22 protein-coding genes are annotated in these 18,245 nt (G+C 59.9%); 13 read left to right on the plus strand and 9 right to left on the minus strand.

Annotated elements, in window-relative coordinates; translation table 11 throughout:
• The first annotated feature begins 51 nt into the window (after window positions 1–51).
• Window positions 52–1,320, plus strand: a complete 1,269-nt coding sequence (phaZ, locus tag AB1E33_RS03700) for a polyhydroxyalkanoate depolymerase (protein ID WP_372575893.1) — start codon at window positions 52–54, stop codon at window positions 1,318–1,320.
• A gap of 40 nt (window positions 1,321–1,360) precedes the next feature.
• Here phaZ and AB1E33_RS03705 read toward each other — a convergent pair whose 3' ends face one another.
• The 5 genes from AB1E33_RS03705 to AB1E33_RS03725 all read right to left on the minus strand — a co-directional run bounded on the left by AB1E33_RS03705 (window position 1,361) and on the right by AB1E33_RS03725 (window position 4,941).
• A complete protein-coding gene (locus AB1E33_RS03705) occupies window positions 1,361–2,062 on the minus strand; it encodes an alpha/beta fold hydrolase (RefSeq protein WP_372575894.1) in 702 nt (233 codons plus the stop codon).
• Between the two features lie 77 nt (window positions 2,063–2,139).
• Window positions 2,140–2,754 (minus strand): hypothetical protein, encoded by a 615-nt coding sequence (locus AB1E33_RS03710; protein WP_372575966.1) that lies wholly within the window; start codon window positions 2,752–2,754, stop codon window positions 2,140–2,142.
• A 17-nt stretch (window positions 2,755–2,771) separates the two neighbouring features.
• On the minus strand, window positions 2,772–3,200 hold the full coding sequence (locus AB1E33_RS03715) for a VOC family protein (protein WP_372575895.1): 429 nt from the start codon (window positions 3,198–3,200) through the stop codon (window positions 2,772–2,774).
• A 14-nt stretch (window positions 3,201–3,214) separates the two neighbouring features.
• Window positions 3,215–4,192 (minus strand): alpha/beta hydrolase, encoded by a 978-nt coding sequence (locus AB1E33_RS03720; protein WP_372575896.1) that lies wholly within the window; start codon window positions 4,190–4,192, stop codon window positions 3,215–3,217.
• Window positions 4,192–4,941, minus strand: a complete 750-nt coding sequence (locus AB1E33_RS03725) for an alpha/beta hydrolase (protein WP_372575897.1) — start codon at window positions 4,939–4,941, stop codon at window positions 4,192–4,194. Before AB1E33_RS03725 ends, AB1E33_RS03720 begins: the two co-directional genes overlap by 1 nt.
• 111 nt (window positions 4,942–5,052) lie before the next feature.
• On the opposite strand from AB1E33_RS03725, the gene AB1E33_RS03730 reads away from it, so the two are divergent.
• The 7 genes from AB1E33_RS03730 (at window position 5,053) to AB1E33_RS03760 (ending at window position 11,755) form a co-directional block, all read left to right on the plus strand.
• Window positions 5,053–5,820, plus strand: a complete 768-nt coding sequence (locus AB1E33_RS03730; RefSeq protein ID WP_372575898.1) for an ArsR/SmtB family transcription factor — start codon at window positions 5,053–5,055, stop codon at window positions 5,818–5,820.
• A 70-nt stretch (window positions 5,821–5,890) separates the two neighbouring features.
• Complete coding sequence (locus tag AB1E33_RS03735) at window positions 5,891–6,898, plus strand: Lnb N-terminal periplasmic domain-containing protein (protein WP_372575899.1); 1,008 nt, start codon at window positions 5,891–5,893, stop codon at window positions 6,896–6,898.
• Window positions 6,899–7,045: 147 nt separating this feature from the next.
• Window positions 7,046–9,004, plus strand: a complete 1,959-nt coding sequence (gene thrS / locus AB1E33_RS03740) for a threonine--tRNA ligase (protein WP_372575900.1) — start codon at window positions 7,046–7,048, stop codon at window positions 9,002–9,004.
• A gap of 221 nt (window positions 9,005–9,225) precedes the next feature.
• Complete coding sequence (locus tag AB1E33_RS03745; protein WP_372575901.1) at window positions 9,226–9,531, plus strand: BufA1 family periplasmic bufferin-type metallophore; 306 nt, start codon at window positions 9,226–9,228, stop codon at window positions 9,529–9,531.
• A gap of 93 nt (window positions 9,532–9,624) precedes the next feature.
• A complete protein-coding gene (gene bufB, locus AB1E33_RS03750; protein ID WP_372575902.1) occupies window positions 9,625–10,482 on the plus strand; it encodes an MNIO family bufferin maturase in 858 nt (285 codons plus the stop codon).
• Window positions 10,479–11,240: an HvfC/BufC N-terminal domain-containing protein gene (locus AB1E33_RS03755; protein WP_372575903.1), complete on the plus strand. Its 762-nt coding sequence runs from the start codon at window positions 10,479–10,481 to the stop codon at window positions 11,238–11,240. Before bufB ends, AB1E33_RS03755 begins: the two co-directional genes overlap by 4 nt.
• Window positions 11,237–11,755: a hypothetical protein gene (locus AB1E33_RS03760; protein ID WP_372575904.1), complete on the plus strand. Its 519-nt coding sequence runs from the start codon at window positions 11,237–11,239 to the stop codon at window positions 11,753–11,755. The genes AB1E33_RS03755 and AB1E33_RS03760 overlap by 4 nt, the downstream gene beginning before the upstream one ends.
• Window positions 11,756–11,757: 2 nt before the next feature.
• On the opposite strand, the gene AB1E33_RS03765 is transcribed toward AB1E33_RS03760, so the two are convergent.
• On the minus strand, window positions 11,758–12,126 hold the full coding sequence (locus AB1E33_RS03765) for a hypothetical protein (RefSeq protein WP_372575905.1): 369 nt from the start codon (window positions 12,124–12,126) through the stop codon (window positions 11,758–11,760).
• Window positions 12,127–12,167: 41 nt separating this feature from the next.
• Window positions 12,168–12,485: an arsenate reductase family protein gene (locus AB1E33_RS03770; protein ID WP_372575967.1), complete on the minus strand. Its 318-nt coding sequence runs from the start codon at window positions 12,483–12,485 to the stop codon at window positions 12,168–12,170.
• A 220-nt stretch (window positions 12,486–12,705) separates the two neighbouring features.
• On the opposite strand from AB1E33_RS03770, the gene AB1E33_RS03775 reads away from it, so the two are divergent.
• A complete protein-coding gene (locus tag AB1E33_RS03775) occupies window positions 12,706–12,912 on the plus strand; it encodes a cold-shock protein (protein WP_372575906.1) in 207 nt (68 codons plus the stop codon).
• A 60-nt stretch (window positions 12,913–12,972) separates the two neighbouring features.
• On the opposite strand, the gene thyX is transcribed toward AB1E33_RS03775, so the two are convergent.
• On the minus strand, window positions 12,973–13,884 hold the full coding sequence (gene thyX / locus AB1E33_RS03780; protein WP_372575907.1) for an FAD-dependent thymidylate synthase: 912 nt from the start codon (window positions 13,882–13,884) through the stop codon (window positions 12,973–12,975).
• A gap of 162 nt (window positions 13,885–14,046) precedes the next feature.
• On the opposite strand from thyX, the gene AB1E33_RS03785 reads away from it, so the two are divergent.
• From AB1E33_RS03785 to AB1E33_RS03800, 4 genes are all read left to right on the plus strand, one after another.
• Window positions 14,047–15,018: a hypothetical protein gene (locus AB1E33_RS03785; protein ID WP_372575908.1), complete on the plus strand. Its 972-nt coding sequence runs from the start codon at window positions 14,047–14,049 to the stop codon at window positions 15,016–15,018.
• Between the two features lie 118 nt (window positions 15,019–15,136).
• On the plus strand, window positions 15,137–16,444 hold the full coding sequence (locus tag AB1E33_RS03790; RefSeq protein ID WP_372575909.1) for a hypothetical protein: 1,308 nt from the start codon (window positions 15,137–15,139) through the stop codon (window positions 16,442–16,444).
• A 61-nt stretch (window positions 16,445–16,505) separates the two neighbouring features.
• Window positions 16,506–16,934, plus strand: coding sequence for a VOC family protein (locus tag AB1E33_RS03795; protein WP_372575910.1), 429 nt, complete (start codon window positions 16,506–16,508; stop codon window positions 16,932–16,934).
• Window positions 16,931–17,680, plus strand: coding sequence for a DUF1194 domain-containing protein (locus AB1E33_RS03800; RefSeq protein ID WP_372575911.1), 750 nt, complete (start codon window positions 16,931–16,933; stop codon window positions 17,678–17,680). The genes AB1E33_RS03795 and AB1E33_RS03800 overlap by 4 nt, the downstream gene beginning before the upstream one ends.
• Here AB1E33_RS03800 and AB1E33_RS03805 read toward each other — a convergent pair.
• Window positions 17,674–18,171: a MarR family winged helix-turn-helix transcriptional regulator gene (locus tag AB1E33_RS03805; RefSeq protein ID WP_372575912.1), complete on the minus strand. Its 498-nt coding sequence runs from the start codon at window positions 18,169–18,171 to the stop codon at window positions 17,674–17,676. The genes AB1E33_RS03800 and AB1E33_RS03805 overlap by 7 nt on opposite strands.
• Window positions 18,172–18,245 lie beyond the last annotated feature (74 nt).

Genomic DNA, 18,245 nt, shown 5'->3' on the forward strand with positions numbered 1-18,245 from the left:
CGGAGCGACGCGTTGTCTGGTGCACAAGCCATAGCACAAGAGGTATAGATCATGCGATACATGATGACCTACGATCTGGCGGAGACCGTCAGAAATACCAACCAGTGGTTGGGTGCCTCGGCGCGGTCACTGGCGTCTTATCCGATGTTCGCAATGGCTCCGAATCCCGTGTTCAGCTGGATGGCCGCATGGGGTGAGGTGACAGAACGCACCTATCAGCGCATGATCGTCAAGCCCGACTGGGGCATCCGCACTTTCACCTGCGAGGATGGCAAGGACCACCTGGTCGAGATCGAAACGGTTGTCGAGCGTCCCTTCGGCGATCTGATCCACTTCAGCGTGAACGGGCGCAAAACACAGCCGCGCAAGGTGCTGCTGGTCGCACCGATGTCGGGTCACTACGCGACATTGCTGCGCTCGACCGTAAAAAGCCTGCTGGTGAATTGCGAGGTCTATATCACCGACTGGCATAATGCGCGCGACATTCCGGTCTCCGATGGCAAGTTCGACATTGAGGACTATACGCTCTATCTGGTCGATTTCATGCGCGAGCTTGGCCCAGACACCCATGTAGTCGCCGTATGCCAGCCTGCGCCGCTGACGCTGGCCGCAACCGCGTATCTGGCCGAGCAGGATCCCAAGGCACAACCCTCTTCGCTGACCCTGATCGGCGGCCCGGTGGACCCCGATGCTACCCGCACCGATGTGACCGATTTCGGACGCAGGGTGACGATGGGACAGCTCGAAGAAACCATGATCCAGCGCGTCGGGTTCAAGTACAAGGGCGTAGGTCGCAAGGTCTATCCCGGCCTGTTGCAACTGGCCTCGTTCATGTCGATGAATTCGGATCGCCACAGTCAGGCCTTCGTTGATCAGATCCAGCGCGTCATGCGCAACGAGGCCTCCGATCACGATGCCCATAACCGGTTCTACGACGAATATCTGGCGGTGATGGACATGCCTGCCGAGTTCTACCTGTCCACCGTCGAGCGGGTCTTCAAGAACCGTGAGATTGCGCGCAACGAGTTTGTCGTGGCCGGGCACAAAGTGGATATGAGCAAGATCACCAATGTCGCGGTCAAGACCGTCGAAGGGGCAAATGACGACATTTCCGCCCCCGGCCAATGCGTCGCTGCGCTGGACCTGTGCACCGGGCTACCCGACAGCAAGAAGGCCAGCCATGTTGAACCCGGTGCGGGCCATTACGGCATTTTCGCGGGCCGTAGCTGGCGCGATAATATTCGCCCGCTGGTCATCGATTTCATGAACGCCAACAGCAAGGGCGCCGCACGCAAACCCGCCAACACAAACGCCGCCTGAGTCGCCCAGACCGGGAGCAGGAGCGACCGCAAGTAGCAGATCAATGCGGGCTTGCCAGCCAGTCCCGCAGCGCCTCTGTCACCGCGCCCGGCGCTTCGAGCGTAGGGAAGTGTCCGGTATCGTCCAGAACACGCAGCGTTGCCGTCGGGATCAGTTCCGACATGAAGACATGGCGTTTGACCGGTGTCAGCACGTCGTGCGCGCCGCACAAAACCAGCGTCGGCACTGATATCTTGCGCAAAGTCGCCTGCTGATCGGGGCGGCGCTGTAGCGCGCGCATCTGCCGGACGAACACATCGGGCCCCTGCCGGGCGCTCATGGAATGGACAAACTCCAGAATCCCGGCGCGGTTCGGCCCCGGCGCCAGTACATCCGGCAGCAGTGCCTCGCGCATCACCTCGTCCAGCCGGCCAGCTTGCGCGCCGACGATCATTGGCTCGCGGTCGGCAGCGATCTGCGGCGTATCGGCCAGACTGTCGGTCGAGATCAGGCACAGCCGCGCAACCCGGTCTGGGGCGCGGCGATATATCTCCATCGCGATGATTCCGCCCATACTGTGCCCGACCAGTGCAAAGCGATGCGGCAGTTGATCCAGCAGGTCCGAAGCGATCTCTTCGACCCGTTCGCCCATCGAAGTGGGTGCAACCGTGACCGCGCGATCCGCGGACAGATCCAGAAGCTGCGCACCGAACACGCGCGCGTCACACATCAGCCCGGTCAGAAAGACCAAAGGCTCAGCCACGGCACGCCACACCCTGTAATTCGGAGTCTTTCACGCTGCCCTCATTACCTTTGCCTGAGCGCAGGATGCGGGTTTATTCAACCGCCGACAAGCCCGCGAAAAGGCGGAAAATCGCCATAGCGTGCGCGCCGCTCCGCCTGCGGTTCACTTGGGTCCGCACCGGGGCGCAGCAGGCATCCGCGCGGGGCGACATAACTGTCGATCCGGCGCAGCGGCTGCGCGCGCCAGACCAGATTGAAAGCGCAGAGCTTGGGAAAGAACCAAATCTCGGAATAGTCCAGATGATCGTGCATCCACCAGGCCAAATCGCGCCAATCGCGGCCCTCGGCGTAGAGATCGGCAAACCACGGGACCACAATCGACGCCCCGGCCACACGGGCGTCGCCCACGCCGATATCCCAGATATGACATTCCAGCGGGTTATCATTGCGGGCACAGTTCAGCTTGTTCTCATTCCCGAACCGGTTCAGCCTGGGTGAGCGATAGCCCGAGCGGATCGCGACGCGGCCGAAGGTCTCCTCCAGCGGGTCCAGCAAGACCTCGCAAAGCGCGCGACCTGTTTCGATGGCCAGGTCCGGGTTTTCAGGGATGTTCTGGATCTGGTGGAAATTGCCAATCTCGGAATAGAGAAACTCGCGCATGTAAAAATATTTCGACAGGCGCACGCGGCCCAGCGTCTCAAGGCTCCACATGCTGCGGGGCGGGCGCATCAGCCGTAGCCGTTCCAGCGGAACTCGCCATTGGGACCCAGCGCCGAAAACGGGTTATGCGCCACCTCCCAGATCGTGCCCTCGGGCGCGCGGAAATAGCCATGATGGCCGCCCCAGAACACGTCGCTGGCGGGTTTCAGGATCGTAGCCCCCGCCGCTTCGGCTGCGGCCAGAACCTCACCCACCTGCTCTTTCGCGGCGCAATTGTAGCTTAACGTGGTGGCGCCCTGCCCTAGGTCCCCCGGTGTGCAGCCAATATCCTCGGCCAGCTTGTCCAGCGGATAGAGCCCCAACACCTGCCCGATCAAATCAAAGGCAATCACGCCATCCGGCGTCTCGACGCGCCGCCAGCCAATGGCCTCGTAGAACCGGGCCGAGCCGTTCATATCATCCGTGCCAATGGTGATCAGGCTGACACGTTGGTCCATCACTCTACTCCGTTTTATTGCAACCAGCTCAGGATCGCGGCAACTGCGCGCTCTGTCTGGCCCGGCGACATGATGTCACCCGCGATGACATGGGAATACGAATCGTCCCCGGCGCCCATAGTCATCGCCGCAATCTTAGTCGGTCCGCCCCAGCGGCCCGCCGCATCTCGCGTCAGGTCAGGGCGCACGACCAGATCATCGTCCGAGAGCAAGAACAATACGGGAACGTTAGCCTGTGAGAAATCCAGAGTCACCACTTTTTTGACCAGCGCTGCCATCGACAGAACCGGCGGCCAACCATAGGAGGTGGTCCAGTATTTTTCCTGCCCAGCGTTGCGCGGCTCGAAACTGCGACCCTCCCCCATGACCCATGGCAGCCAGAACCGCGCCGCCGGCAGCGTCAGAACCCACGCCATCGGGTCGTTGATCCCGAAATTGGGCGACACCAGCACCATTGCCACGACGTCCCGGCTCAGTTCGGGGTCGAGAGCCGCCGCAGCGGCTAGGGTCGCACCGGTGGATGTTGCCAGCACGACCACCTTGTCACCGCTGGCGCGCGCCGCAGCCAGCCCTTCGGCGACATCCTGCATCCATGCGGTCGCATCCCCCCCGGCAAAGGCAGCACTGCCACGGCCATGCCCGCGCAGGCGGGTATAGACCAGATTGGCCCCCAACGCCTCGGCAACCCGGTCCGGCACCGGTCGGATCTCTTCGGAGGTGGCGGAGAACCCATGCAGGTAGAGCACGGAATAGGGTGTCCGCTGTTCCTTGAAACCGGGTTGCCAGATCACCCGTTTCTGCGCGCCCTCGGTGATATCCTCATGCCGTGATTCCACGGATTCAAAATAGACCTGCACCCCTTCGCCGAATTTTCGCGGATCAAAGCGGGCGTTGAAATCGACTTCCTCATAAGGACCGAAGACCCAGAGCAGTCCGCCGGCCACCAGCAAGACGAAAAGGACGCGCCCCAGAAACCTTCCGAAGGCGCGCATCACCCATCCCCCAGAACATCAAGCACCGCCTGTTCGATCATCCCGAGGCAGGGCCCATCCGAGAACCGGTGATCGGCGTCCTTCACAAGCGTCAGCCGCATGTTCTCGCAAGTGGCATGTTCCAGCAGGCGCACCGCCGTTTCGGTCGAAACCGCCGTATCAGCTGTGCCCTGCAAACACCTGACACGGAACGGCAATTCCAGCGGATCGCGCAGCACCAACTGCTTACGGCCGTCTTCGATCATCCGCTTGGTGATGACGTAGGGCTCCATGTAGTCCGAGGGCAGTTCCACCTGCCCCACCTCCTCCAGCGCCTGTTTCTGCGCATCGGAGAAGGAAGCCCAGTAGCCCTCTTCGGTGAAATCCGGCGCGGCTGCGATGGTGACCATTCCGGCGATCCGCTCGGGCATCGCACGAGCCAGCAACAGCGCCTGCCAGCCCCCCATGGAGGACCCGATCACAACGACCGGCCCCTCGGTCAACGCAGCGATGGCCGCGACGGTATCCTCGTGCCAATCGCCGATGCAGCCCTCTTCGAACGTACCCGAACTTTCGCCATGTCCAGAATAATCGAATCGTAGATAGGCACGGCCCTGTGCCTGCGCCCAGGCCTCCAGATGCACGGCCTTGGTGCCTTCCATGTCCGATTTCAGACCGCCCAGAAACACGATGCAGGGTCCACGCCCCTCGGTCCGGTGATAGGCGATCCGCCGCCCCTGTGCGGTGTCCAGATATTGCGTCCCTGCCATCGCTGCCTCCTTCTTTGCCGCGATCATGCAAGCCCTGCCGCGTAGCCGCAATTGCAGATTTTACGTTACCATATTGTCACGTGACTAATTAGTAACGTATAAGTGATTCCCATGGAAGCGATCTTCAAGGCCCTTGCCGATCCGGCCCGCCTGACCCTGATGGACAGTCTGCGCCAAAAGGACGGGCAAAGCCTGAGCGAGTTGGAAGCCCAGCTCGACATGAGCCGGTTCGGGGTGATGAAACACCTCAAGCTGCTCGAGGACGCGTCCCTGATCGTCACCCGCAAGAAAGGGCGGTTCAAATATCACTATCTGAACGCCCTGCCTCTGCAGGAGGCGATCGACCGGTGGATCGACCCGTATCGCGCCAAACCAGCGGCGCGCAGCGTGCTCGATCTGAAAGCGAAACTCGAAGGAGCTGCCCCAATGAGTGAGACTCAAAAACCCGATTTCATGATGGCCACGTTCATCCGTTGTACGCAGGACGCGCTGTGGTCTGCGCTGACTGACCCGCAAGAGGTCATCCAATACCATTTCATGGCCAAATCCGCCGAAGGCACACTGGAGCAAGGCGGATCGGCCACTTACCAGGTTGACGGAGGCATGCCGATGCTGACCATCGACGTAACCGAGGCGCGGCCAAAAACCTATCTCGACATGCTGTTCCGGCCCTGCTGGGAAGGCGACGGAATGCCCACGTCGCGCTGCGTCTACCTGATCGAGCCGCAGGGCGATCACTGCAAGCTCACGGTCGAACATTATGACATCCCACCGGGACAGGAAGGTGTTGCCGATGGCTGGTACCGGATGATTGCGGGCCTCAAGACCTGGCTGGAAACCGGCGAGGCGCACCGCTTTGCCATGACTGAGGGCGGGTGACACTAAGCCAGACTGCCGCTTGCCCCGACCAAAATCCATCCCTAGGGTTCCCGCAACAATCACGGAGCCTGTGCTGCTGACATTCCTGCGACTTCTGCTGATCGCATTGATCATGATCGGCGTGGCCCTGTTCACGCTCTGGGGCAGCCTTGCCCTCTGGTTTCACTTGCCCGGCCCCGTGGTCGCCCGTGGGATCATCGCCGGGCTGTTCACCCTTCTGGGCTGCGCCACGGTTATCGCCCAGTTCTGGCCCGGCCGGGTGAAGATGCTGGTAGGCTTTGTTACAGCACTGATTGCCGTCGCCTATTGGTGGCAAACCATCACCCCCCCGCTCGACGGCGACTGGGCTGCCGATGACGCGCTACAGGTGACCGGCACCATCGAAGGCGACAGGTTGACACTGGACGGCGTGCGTAACTTCAATTGGCAGACTGAGGACACGTTCTCGCCAAATTGGGAAACCCGCAGCTATGACCTGAGCAAACTGCAAACAGCGGATATGTTCATGTCCTACTGGGCCGGTCCCTCCATCGCCCATATGATTGTCAGTTTCGGGTTCGAAGGGGGTGACTACCTCGCCTGGTCCGCCGAGGTGCGCCATTTCAAGGGCAGCGAATTCTCGCCCCTGAAAGACGCCTTCAAGACCCACACGCTGATCCTGATCGCCGGAGACGAGCGCGACCTGGTCGGCCTGCGCACCAATATCAGGGGCGAGGATGTGCAGCTATATCGTCTCAACGCCTCACCCAAGAACGCTCGCGCCTTGCTGGTAGACTATGTCGAAACCTCCAATGCGCTCGCCACCGAACCAAAATGGTACAACAGCCTGACAACCAATTGCACCACGGTGGTTATGTCAATGATCCGGCAGTTGTTTGTCACCATACCGATGGATTGGCGCATCTTCGTCAACGGATACCTGCCCGAATATGCCTACGACTTGGGCGTTCTGGACACCCGCCTCAGCTTCGACCAGTTGCATGCCCGCGCCCATATCACCGATGTCGCACGTGAGGTGGGCCTGACCCCGGACTACTCGACCGATATCCGAAAGGCCGTGCCCGACCCGTTGCAGTGATCCGCTCTTCACCGGGCTGACAAGACCCAAGCGAATTGCCCGTCGCCCGCGCTTGACAGGCAGCAAATCCCCTGCCACATCACTCCGACGCAAATAACCCGCAACCGGGCGTTCAGTGGGCGCCAAACCGACGAGGAGAGCCAGATCATGGCCCTGGATTCAAAATCCGTCTCTCTTACTTTTCCCGATGGCAATGCACGATCCTATGCCGCAGGAGTTACTCCCGCGCAGGTCGCCGCCGATATCTCGACTTCACTGGCCAAAAAGGCCATCTCGGCCACGGTGAACGGCCAGCACTGGGACCTGCAATGGCCCATCGATGCGGACGCGCAGATCGCCATCCACACCATGAAAGACGAAGATCAGGCCAACGAACTGATCCGACACGACCTGGCCCATATCATGGCCCGCGCCGTGCAGGAGATCTGGCCCGACACCAAGGTCACCATCGGCCCCGTCATCGAGAACGGCTGGTATTATGACTTCGACCGCGAAGAGCCCTTTACCCCCGAAGATCTGGGCGCGATCGAAAAGAAGATGAAAGAGATCATCAACAAGCGCGAGCCCGTCACGACCGAGGTCTGGGACCGCGCCAAGGCGGTGCAACACTACACCGACAACAACGAACCCTATAAGGTCGAACTGATCGACGCCATTCCCGGCGACGAACCGCTGCGCATGTACTGGCATGGTGATTGGCAGGATCTCTGCCGTGGCCCGCATCTGCAGCATACCGGACAGGTGCCCGGCGATGCGTTCAAGCTGATGTCCATCGCAGGCGCCTATTGGCGTGGCGACAGCAACCGCGCCATGCTGCAGCGCATCTATGGCGTGGCCTTTACCGGCAAGGAAAAGCTCAAGGCCCATCTGCACATGCTGGAAGAGGCCGCCAAGCGCGACCACCGGAAGCTGGGCCGCGAGATGAACTTGTTCCACATGCAGGAAGAGGCCCCGGGCCAGATCTTCTGGCACCCCAATGGCTGGACCATCTACACCACCCTGCAGGATTACATGCGCCGCAAACAGCGCGCGGGTGGCTATGACGAAATCAACACACCGCAGATCGTCGACCGCAAGCTGTGGGAGGCCTCGGGTCACTGGGACAAATACCAGGAGCACATGTTCATCGTCGAGGTCGAGGAAGAACATGCCAAGGAAAAGGCGGTCAACGCGCTCAAGCCGATGAACTGCCCCTGCCATGTGCAAGTGTTCAATCAGGGCCTGAAATCCTATCGCGACTTGCCGCTGCGGCTGGCCGAGTTTGGCTCGTGTTCGCGCTATGAACCTTCGGGCGCCCTGCATGGCATCATGCGGGTGCGCGGGTTCACCCAGGACGACGCTCATATCTTCTGCACCGAGGATCAGATCGAGGCGGAATGCGCCAAGTTCATCAACTTCCTCGCCGATGTCTACAACGACCTCGGCTTTGAGAAGTTCGAGATCAAGTTCGCCACCCGCCCTGAAAAACGTGTGGGCAGCGATGAAAGTTGGGATCATGTCGAAGGCGCGCTGGAAAGCGCAATCAAGGCAACGGGCCGCGATTTCACGCTGGAGCCCGGAGATGGCGCTTTTTACGGGCCAAAGCTGGATTTCTACCTGACCGACGCCATCGGTCGGGTCTGGCAATGCGGCACCTTCCAAGTTGACCCCAACCTGCCGGATCGGCTGGGGGCGAGCTATGTCGCCGCCGATGGCAGCAAGCAGCGTCCCTATATGCTGCACCGCGCCTGCCTTGGTTCGTTCGAACGGTTCGTTGGCATCATGATCGAGGAACATGCGGGCAAACTGCCCTTCTGGCTGGCCCCGCGTCAGGTTGTCGTGGCCTCGATCACCTCCGAGGCCGACGAATACGTGAACGAGGTCGTCGCCGAATTGCGCGCCGCGGGCGTCCGGGCCGAGGCCGATATCCGCAACGAAAAGATCAACTACAAGGTCCGCGAGCATTCTGTGGGCAAGGTACCGGTCATCCTTGCGGTCGGTCATCGCGAAGTCGAGGACCGCACCGTCAGCGTCCGCCGGCTGGGCGAGAAACAGACCAGCGTGCAGCCGCTCTCGGATGTAACAATCGAGCTCAAACGCGCGGCCACCCCGCCCGATCAGTTGTAACATTCGGCAAAATCCTGCCCGGAATCCGGCTCCCACGCGGGGCCGGATTTCGTTTTTGGTCGGGATTTCCTTGATTTACACGGCATTGCGCGTACCTTCGACATGACATTGTCTGACGGGACCGTGAGGCACGGGCTCGTGAGTTCAATGGTCACAGCCAAATAGCTATGTTCTAGTCGTCACCCCAGACGAGTGAAATCACCGAAAGAGGATTTAACGAGATGTCGAACTCCGCAAAAACCCTTGCAGTCGCCGGTGCGGTTGCTGCCGCCCTGACCGCCTCGGTCACCACCACCGCCAATGCGCAAGCCAAGGAAAAGTGCTATGGCGTGTCGCTGGCTGGCCAGAATGACTGCGCTGCAGGTCCGGGCACCACATGTGCCGGCACTTCGACTGTCGATTATCAGGGCAACGCCTGGACGCTGGTCGATGCAGGCACTTGCGACAAGATCGAACTGCCCAAAACCGCAGATGGTGGCGCACGCACCGGCTCGCTCGAGCCGCTGGATCGCGACCTGCCGGCATAAGCCAAATATTGAGTACCAAGGGGCGGGCGCAATTTCACCGCCCGCCCCTTATTCATTGATCGGCTATTTCATGGACAGGCGGAGGGTGCCCCGATGCTGGACAATTCGCTCAGATCGAACCGCCTGCCATTTGCGGCGGGTGTAGGGTACAAGCCCCAGCATTTTGCCCAGATCCTGAATGACGCCGCGCCGGTGGGCTGGCTTGAGATCCATGCCGAGAACTATATGGGCGATGGCGGGCGGCCCTTGGCGCAGCTGCGCCACCTATCCGAACAATTTCCGATATCGGTGCACGGCGTCGGCCTGTCGATCGGAGGCGAGGAGCCGCTGGATGCCGATCATCTGGCCCGGTTGAAACACCTTGTCGGCTGGCTGAACCCGGCCAGCTTCTCCGAACATCTGGCCTGGTCGACCCATGACAGCCACTTCCTGAACGACCTTCTGCCGCTTCCCTACACCGATACGACCCTTGCCCGCATCTGCACCCATATCGATCAGGTGCAAGAGGTTCTCGGTCGCCCCATGCTGCTGGAAAACCCGTCCAGTTATCTGGCCTTCGCCGAAAGCAACTGGTCCGAGCCCGATTTCCTGCGCGAGGTCGCCCGTCGGACCGGCTGCGGGTTGTTGCTGGATGTGAACAACGTCTTTGTCTCGGCCACCAATCTGGATTTTTCGCCACAGGGTTACATCGACGCCTACCCGCTGGAAAAGGTGGGGGAAATCCACCTGGGCGGCCATGACGAAGACGAGGATGACCATGGCCACCCGCTGCTGATCGACAGTCACGGGTGCGAGGTGGTCGATCCGGTCTGGGCACTGCTGGACTACGTGCTGGAACGGTCCGGTCCGAAACCCGTTCTGGTGGAATGGGACACCGATGTGCCCGACTGGCCCGTCCTGCAGGCCGAAGCCGCGCGCGCCCATGCGGCGCTGGAGCGTATCCCGGCATGAGCGTCAGCCAATCCGCCTTTCACACCGCGCTGCTGGACCCGGCGCAGCCGGTACCGGACGGTCTGTTCGATGCGGAAACACGCCCCGCAGGACGACGTTTCAGTGTCTACCGCAACAATGTGGCCGTCTCGCTGACCGAAGCGATGCATCAAGCTTTCCCCGTCATCACCAAGCTGCTCGGGCCACAGAATATGGATGGTCTGGCGGGGAGCTTCCTGCGCCGTCACCCGCCATCGTCGCCGCTGATGATGTTCTATGGCGAGGAATTCCCCGAATTTCTGGCAGGCATGGAGCAACTCTCGCATTTGGGCTACTTGCCGGATGTGGCGCGGCTGGAACTGGCGCTGCGCCGGTCCTATCACGCCGCTGACAGCACAGGGATTGACCCGCAAGCGCTGGCCATCGATCCAGAAAAACTGATGGCGGCGACCGTGGAATTTGCTCCGGCGATGGCGCTGCTGCGCTCGCCCTGGCCGATCCATGCAATCTGGCGATTCAACACCGAGAACGATGCCCCGAAACCGCAAGCGCAGGCCCAGAACACGCTGATCACCCGTGCCGAGTTCGACCCTTTGCCGAATCTGCTGCCCCCCGGCGGTGCACCGTGGATCGCGGCCCTGCAGGGTGGGCAAACCATCGGCGCCGCGCATGAGACCGCGCTTGCCGAACATCCCGATTTCGACCTCGGCGCCACACTCGCCCTGCTGTTGCAGGGTGGCGCGATTACCACTCTGAATACGGAAAGGCCGCTCACATGACTGCCCTGATAACGCTTTACAACGATATTTTCGACAAGTTTGACAGGGTATCGGACATATTGGTCCCAACCCTGGCGCGGCTGGTCTTTGTCGCAATCTTCATCGTCTATTACTGGAACTCGGCCATGCTCAAGATCGACGGGTCGATCTTTTCACCGTCTGCCGGAGCCTTCGGCCAGATGTTTCCGAAAGCGGCCGAGGCGGTGCTGTATGACATCAGCAAAATCACCCTTTTCCAGCGCCTCGTGATCTTTGCCGGGACCGTGGCCGAGTTTGTCCTGCCTGCCTTGCTTCTGGCCGGGCTGCTGACCCGCGCGGCGGCTCTGGGCATGATCGGCTTTGTCTGGGTACAGACCATTGTGGATGTGAACGGCCACAATATTCCCTTTGGCGGGCTATTCGACAATGCTATCACTTTGGCCGATCAGCGCGTGATTTGGACCTTCCTGTTCCTTGTCATTCTGTTCAAGGGTCCCGGCCCGCTGTCGCTCGACCGGTTGTTGGGTCTCAAATAAGCTCAGAAATGCGCCTTGGGTTCATCGGGTTTGCCCGCTGTCACCGCCAAAAGACCGGCCACCCCGGCAAAAGCGATCGGGAACATAGTGAAGGCGTTGAACCCAAAGGCGTGATACATCCCCGCTGCGGAGAGCAGCAGCAGGATCCCGCCCCAAAGCGCCCGCGCCCCCGCCATGGCCCCACCGGCAATCGCCAGAAGCGGCGCGACAATCGACATGGTCTGAATCAGTTGGGTATTGGTGACCTGGTTGAATAGCCCGTCCACCTCGCCGAAATGTTGTACCGCCTCGACATAGCCGAAGCTGAAAAAGCCGACGATCATCCCAATCACTCCGGCGATTATTCCCAATACCGATGCGGCACTGCGCATGCGTCATCTCCTGTTGCGGTTCTGAGCAGATAGGGGCGCGATCAGTCCACGCCAAGGGCTGCGCGCGTTTGGGACGTCCAGCCGAGGAACAGTTCTCCATCCCGCTCGATCAACGGTCGCTTCATCAGTGTCGGGTGGCTTTGCAGCAGTTGCATCTGCGGCAATTCACGCGTGCTCGCATCCAGCTGTCGCCATGTAGTTGAGCGCGTGTTGATCAGCGCCGCGCCGAAATCCGCCAATGCGCGGGTTAATACCGCCTCTGAAATACCGCTTTTTCGAACATCGATAAATTCCGCATCCGGAAGACATTTCAACGCCTTACGACAGGTAGCGCAGGATTTCAGACCGTAGAGTTTCATGCCATCTCCTTGTTGCAGAGTGGAAATATCCGGCATTTGGTCGCGATGCATCCCCTTTCTCTTGATTTTTGAGGGCACCGTGCAATCTTGTAGCCGGTGCAACCAAAACGCGTCACCTTCGCCACGATTTGCAAAAGCCAAGAGGGCGGGTTTGGGATTGTACAGTCGATCACCCCGCCAATTTAGGGGTCACGTACAAGTTCAGAAGGAGACACGGGACATGCCGACCGGCACCGTGAAGTGGTTCAATTCAACCAAAGGCTACGGCTTCATTGCCCCCGATGACGGGGGCAAGGATGTATTTGTTCATATCTCGGCGGTCGAGCGCTCGGGATTGACGGGCCTCGCCGACAATCAACAGATCTCGTATGAGCTAATCGACGGCCGCGACGGACGTCAGATGGCCGGAGACCTCAAGGCCACATAAGGCTCTGCGGTGCCCCGGAATTAGACGGGGTTCCGCCACCTGCAGGCTCCGGCGACAGACTTAGCTGCCCCGCACGATCGCTTCGAATTCGCGCCATTCGCGCGCCGACAGTCCCGAGTTTTCCTGCCCGACCTCTTCGCCCCGCAGCATGCGCTGCACGCAAGACACCATCTGGGCCGACAGGCTGGCCGCGCCAAGGCGGTAATCCTCGAACGCCTTGAAGGCGAAAGGCACCCAATCGGCGACGATATCGCACATGATATCAGCATACACCCGGATTTCATATTGCGCATGGGCATCCGCCCGCAGCCGCAGAAAGTGGAACAGGTTGTGGAGGTCCACTTTCCAGTACCATTGCGTATAGATATTGGCTGGCAGATTCATCCGCGCGAGCTCACGTGCCAGCCCCTGTTGGCCATCCTGCGAGATCATCGCCTCGTAATTGTCGTAGCACCGCGTGCTGTCAGCCTTGAGCATGTCCAGAACCCGCGCGGCCTCTTCGCCTTCAAGCGCGTCACCACGGCCCTGATTGTTGATCTCGGACTGGGCGGCGACATGGTCCGGCGCGGGGATGTAGAATTCACGGTCCAGGATCGAATAGCGCGCCGAATACTCGTTCACATTGGCAGTGCGGTGCCTGATCCACTGGCGGGCGACAAAAACCGGCAGTTTCACATGCAGTTTGATCTCGCACATCTCGAACGGAGTCGAATGCCAGTGCCGCATCAGATAGCGGATCAGCCCCTCGTCATTCTGTACCGATTTCGTGCCCTTGCCATAAGACACCCGCGCCGCCTGACAAATTGCGGCGTCATCGCCCATATAGTCGATAACCCGGACAAAGCCGTGATCCAGCACCGGATGCGCGGTATAAAGCCGGTTTTCAAGCCCCTCAGACACCACACGCCGGGTCGGCGCACCCTGCCCGCGCTGAGCTTCGATTTCCGCCAGTTGTTCGGTCGACAGCGACATGATTGGGTCCCCTTCCTGCGGGCGCTCAGAATCTCACTGTAGAGACTATATCTGGACAATTGCAAAGGTTGAACCGCTATATCGGGGCACTCATTAATATCACATTTCATGCCTTGGTGTTTCAATGCGATTGACATTCGCATGTGTGTGAAAGATTTTTTGGTGAGCAAAGAAAAAATCGAGGTTGAGGCGATGAAGCGGTATCTGTTGGCGGTGGCAGCACTGTCCCTTGTGTCCGCATGTGGTTCGGGCGTGTTCAGCGAAGACGATACGGACGATGGCGGCGGTGGTGGAGACGGTGGCGACACCGGCGCGACGGGGTTCCTCGCCCCCGACAACATTGCCGGACAGCTTGATTCCGTCGTCTACAACCCCGGCAATCCCGCGACAGGTGAGCCTGCAACGCTGGAGGTGACCGGCCTTCCCTTTGACGACGGGTCTCTGTCCGCCGAATATACCCGTGATGCCTCGTTGGATGTGCCTGGCTTCCAAGCCTTCACCGCGCAGGCTCGCAGTGGCTCGAGGCACTACACTGTGCTGGTACGCGAACAGGACGGCGTTCTTGTTGCGAATGCGGGCTCGGGATTTGCCGGAACCTTTTTTGGCGGCGCGAACTTTGCCCGCCAGAACACCTACTCGAAACCGAGAGACGAGGATCTCACCGGCACCGAGCCAACGGTCGGCAATGTTCTCTATACGGGATCCTATGCTGGTATTATCAACGCGAATACCGATGGCGGACCGGGTGTGAGTCGTGTCATTCGCACATCAGGCGACGTCTCGGTGACGGCTGATTTCACCGACAACACAGTTCAGGAAGGAACGGTTACAGGGCGGCAATTTGAAGACCCGGTACTCTTGCTGGATAACGACAACAACCCGATATCGTTGCCGGCAGGTACGCTGCTTGATGATATGAGATTCGAAACCACAGCGCTTGGGGCCGACGGAACATTCACCGGAACGCTTACCGACCTCAATGCGGATAATATCGGATCTTACGCGGGTACATTTGCCGGCGAGCGCGCACCGGCCGTAGGTGGTGTGATCCGGGCTGAAGGTCATATTGACGCGTTGGACGACGCGGCGGGGCCGACGATTTTTGAGGATGGCGTCTTTACGGCGACGCGGTAGTCCAATCGCTTCACGGTTCGGAAACGCCGTAAATTACATGTGCAAGCTGGGACTTTTGTTGTTCTGCTTGATGTTTGTGCAGGTCCAATCGGCGCTTGCACAGGCAGAAAGTCGGGAATTGACACTGGACCAGGGCTTTGCCCTGGCCCTTCAGGCTTTGCGCAGCGGCCAGCCGGATGTTGCGCTGCAATTGTCGGACGCGCTTTTGCAGGCGCGGCCGAAAGACCCGGTGCTGCATTATCTGAAAGCCAACGCGCATGCCGATCTCGGGCAGGTGCGCAAGGGTCGTAAGGCAGCGGCGCGATCATATCGGCTGGCGGAGAAATCCGAGGACAAGTTCCAGGCGGCGCAATTGGCCTCTCGCATGGCATTGGGGGCGCGGCAATACACGTTGTCTCAAGTCTGGCTGCGCCGCACAGCGATCCACGCGCCAGATGACGAATCCGAGCGCCTGATCGCGCGGGACTACCGGGTGCTGCGACAGTTGAACCCCTGGGCGTTCCGACTGCGTGGTGAACTCAGCCCATCCGATAACGTAAATGGCGGTGCCGACACCTCGCTGCAAATCATCGACGGTGTACCTGTGGTGGGTCAGTTAAGTGGTGGCGCGCAGGCCCTTTCGGGGCTGATCGCCTCGGTCGACCTGGCGGTGTCCTACCGGTTGCGCCAGACACAGGACAGTCGAACGACACTTGGCAGCCGGTTTTACGTGCAACGAGTCAAGCTGTCGTCCTCTTCCGAGGACAAGGCACCCGATTTCGACGAGTCCGAGCTTGATTCGACCTTTGCCGAGTTCTCGTTCCGGCATCTCTTTGCGGTTGGAAAGCCGGAACGCGGTGGCAGCGCATCGGTGGGTGTTGCCGCGGGCAGTTCTTATTGGGGCGGTGAACGGGCCTATAATTTCGCCCGGATCAGCGGCGATCGGACCTGGCGTCTGAACAATGGAGCAAAGCTGCGTTTTGGTGGATTGGGCGAGACCCGCTTTGCGGAACGGTTCGGGACCAATGACGCCAATATCCTTGGCTTGGGCGGTTATCTGACCAAACCGCTGCAAAACGGCGATACGCTGTCGCTGGATATGGCCTTTCGCGACACGAAGGCGCGCTGGGACAATGGCACTTTCTATTCCGCCTCGATCCGCGTCGCCTATGGATTCGGCAAACCGGTCGGTCCGGTGCTGATCGATACCGGGCTGGTGCTGGGATATTCCCACTACCCCCGCTTCCTGTCGGCCGGGTTCATCGAGGTGCCGGGTGGGCGCACCGACAAGTCGATTTATGGCGATGTCAGCTTTTTCTTTCATCGCTATGATTATGCGGGCTTTGCCCCGGTGCTACGGCTGCGGACCGGCAAGCGGTCGTCGAATGACAGCCGTTATGACATTTCCGAGACTTCGCTGTCGCTGGGAATTGAATCAACCTTCTGACTTGCTCTGGTCCTTTGCGGCGTTAGCGCTAAGCTAGAGCCAAACGCAAGGGAGTATGCTGATGAGTCTGACCTATCTGCACACCATGGTCCGCGTGAAGGATCTGGAAAAATCGATGACCTTCTACGAATTGCTTGGTCTGAAGGAAACGCGCCGCTACGAAAGCGAACAGGGGCGGTTCTCGTTGGTCTTCATGACCCCTCCCGGTCAGGAGGGCGCGCCGATCGAACTGACCTATAACTGGGACGGGGATGACGAACTGCCCAGCGACAGCCGCCATTTCGGGCATCTGGCCTATGGTGTCGACAATATCTACGAGACTTGCCAGCACCTGATGGACAATGGCGTGACGATCAACCGGCCCCCACGCGATGGCCATATGGCATTTGTCCGCTCACCCGACAATATCTCGGTCGAACTTCTGCAAAAGGGCGAATCGCTGCCATCGGCTGAGCCCTGGGCCAGTATGGAAAACACTGGCCATTGGTGATCCGTGCACTGGTACTGACTGCATTCTGCCTCGGTGCTGTCGGCGCCCAGGCGCAATGTCGTCAGGCGCTGGCGCTGGGGTTGGATGTCTCTGGCTCGGTCGACAGTCAGGAATATCGGATGCAGTTGGATGGGTTGGCCAATGCGCTGACCCAACCCGAGATCGTGACACTTTTGACCACGCAACCGGCGGCACCCGTCCGGATTGCTGTCTATGAATGGAGCGGTGCAAGTGACCAGCGAGTACTGGTCAATTGGCGCGACATTCGAAACCGAACGGATTTGGAACAGATCACCGCGGTTTTGCGTGCCACCAGAAGAGCGGCAGCGGATCCTGGTACTGCGGTTGGTGCGTCGATGCGGTTCGGCGCGGGTATGTTGGCGCAACAGGGTGACTGCTGGAAACGCACGCTCGATCTTTCCGGCGACGGCAAGCACAATCTCGGTCCGCATCCACGCGACGTGCAGGAGGACCTCAGTGCTCAAGGGCTGACCATCAACGGATTGCTGATCGGAACCGATCCGAGATTCGGGCAGAACCGAAGATATGGCCAAATCGGGGAGTTATCGGCCTATTACCGCGCATGGGTGATTCTTGGCCCCGGTGCCTTTGTCGAAATCGCACTGGGATTCGAGCAATATGAGCAAGCGATGGTGCGCAAACTCAGGCGGGAATTGGAAGCACCGGCGATGTCCGCGATCGGTCCCATGCATCGCCTGGCGCTTCGCCGCCCCGCACCTCAGTAGATATAGCGGATCTGGTCGGTCCAGTAGCGTTCGACCCGGCGCAGTGAGCTTGTGATATCCTCAATCCCCTCCATACCCAGCACCCCTTTGTGCTGCAGGCCCACAGCATGGCGGGCAAAGAGATCGGCCACAATATTGCGGATCTCGCGCCCGCGCTGGGTCAGGCGCACCCGGACAGAGCGACGGTCAATCTCGCAGCGCTGGTGGTGCATATAGCCCATCTCGACCAGTTTCTTGAGGTTGTAGCTGACATTGCTGCCCTGATAATAACCACGGCTTTTCAATTCACCCGCCGTGACCTCATTGTCGCCGATATTAAACAACAGCAGCGCCTGCACTGCGTTGATCTCCAGCACACCGACCCGCTCGAACTCGTCCTTGATCACATCGAGAAGCAGCCGGTGCAGCCGTTCCACAAGCGCTAGCGCCTCAAGGTAGCTGGTCATGTACCCCTTGCCGCCATCGCTGGCGATCTGTGTTTCGATACTCATCCGCTTCTCCGACTCGCTTGCTTTCGACAAGAATGACCGGAAAAACCAAACAATCGGTTAAGGGGAATTTTCGT

Source organism: Ruegeria hyattellae, assembly GCF_041537925.1.
Taxonomy (GTDB): Bacteria; Pseudomonadota; Alphaproteobacteria; order Rhodobacterales; family Rhodobacteraceae; genus Ruegeria_C.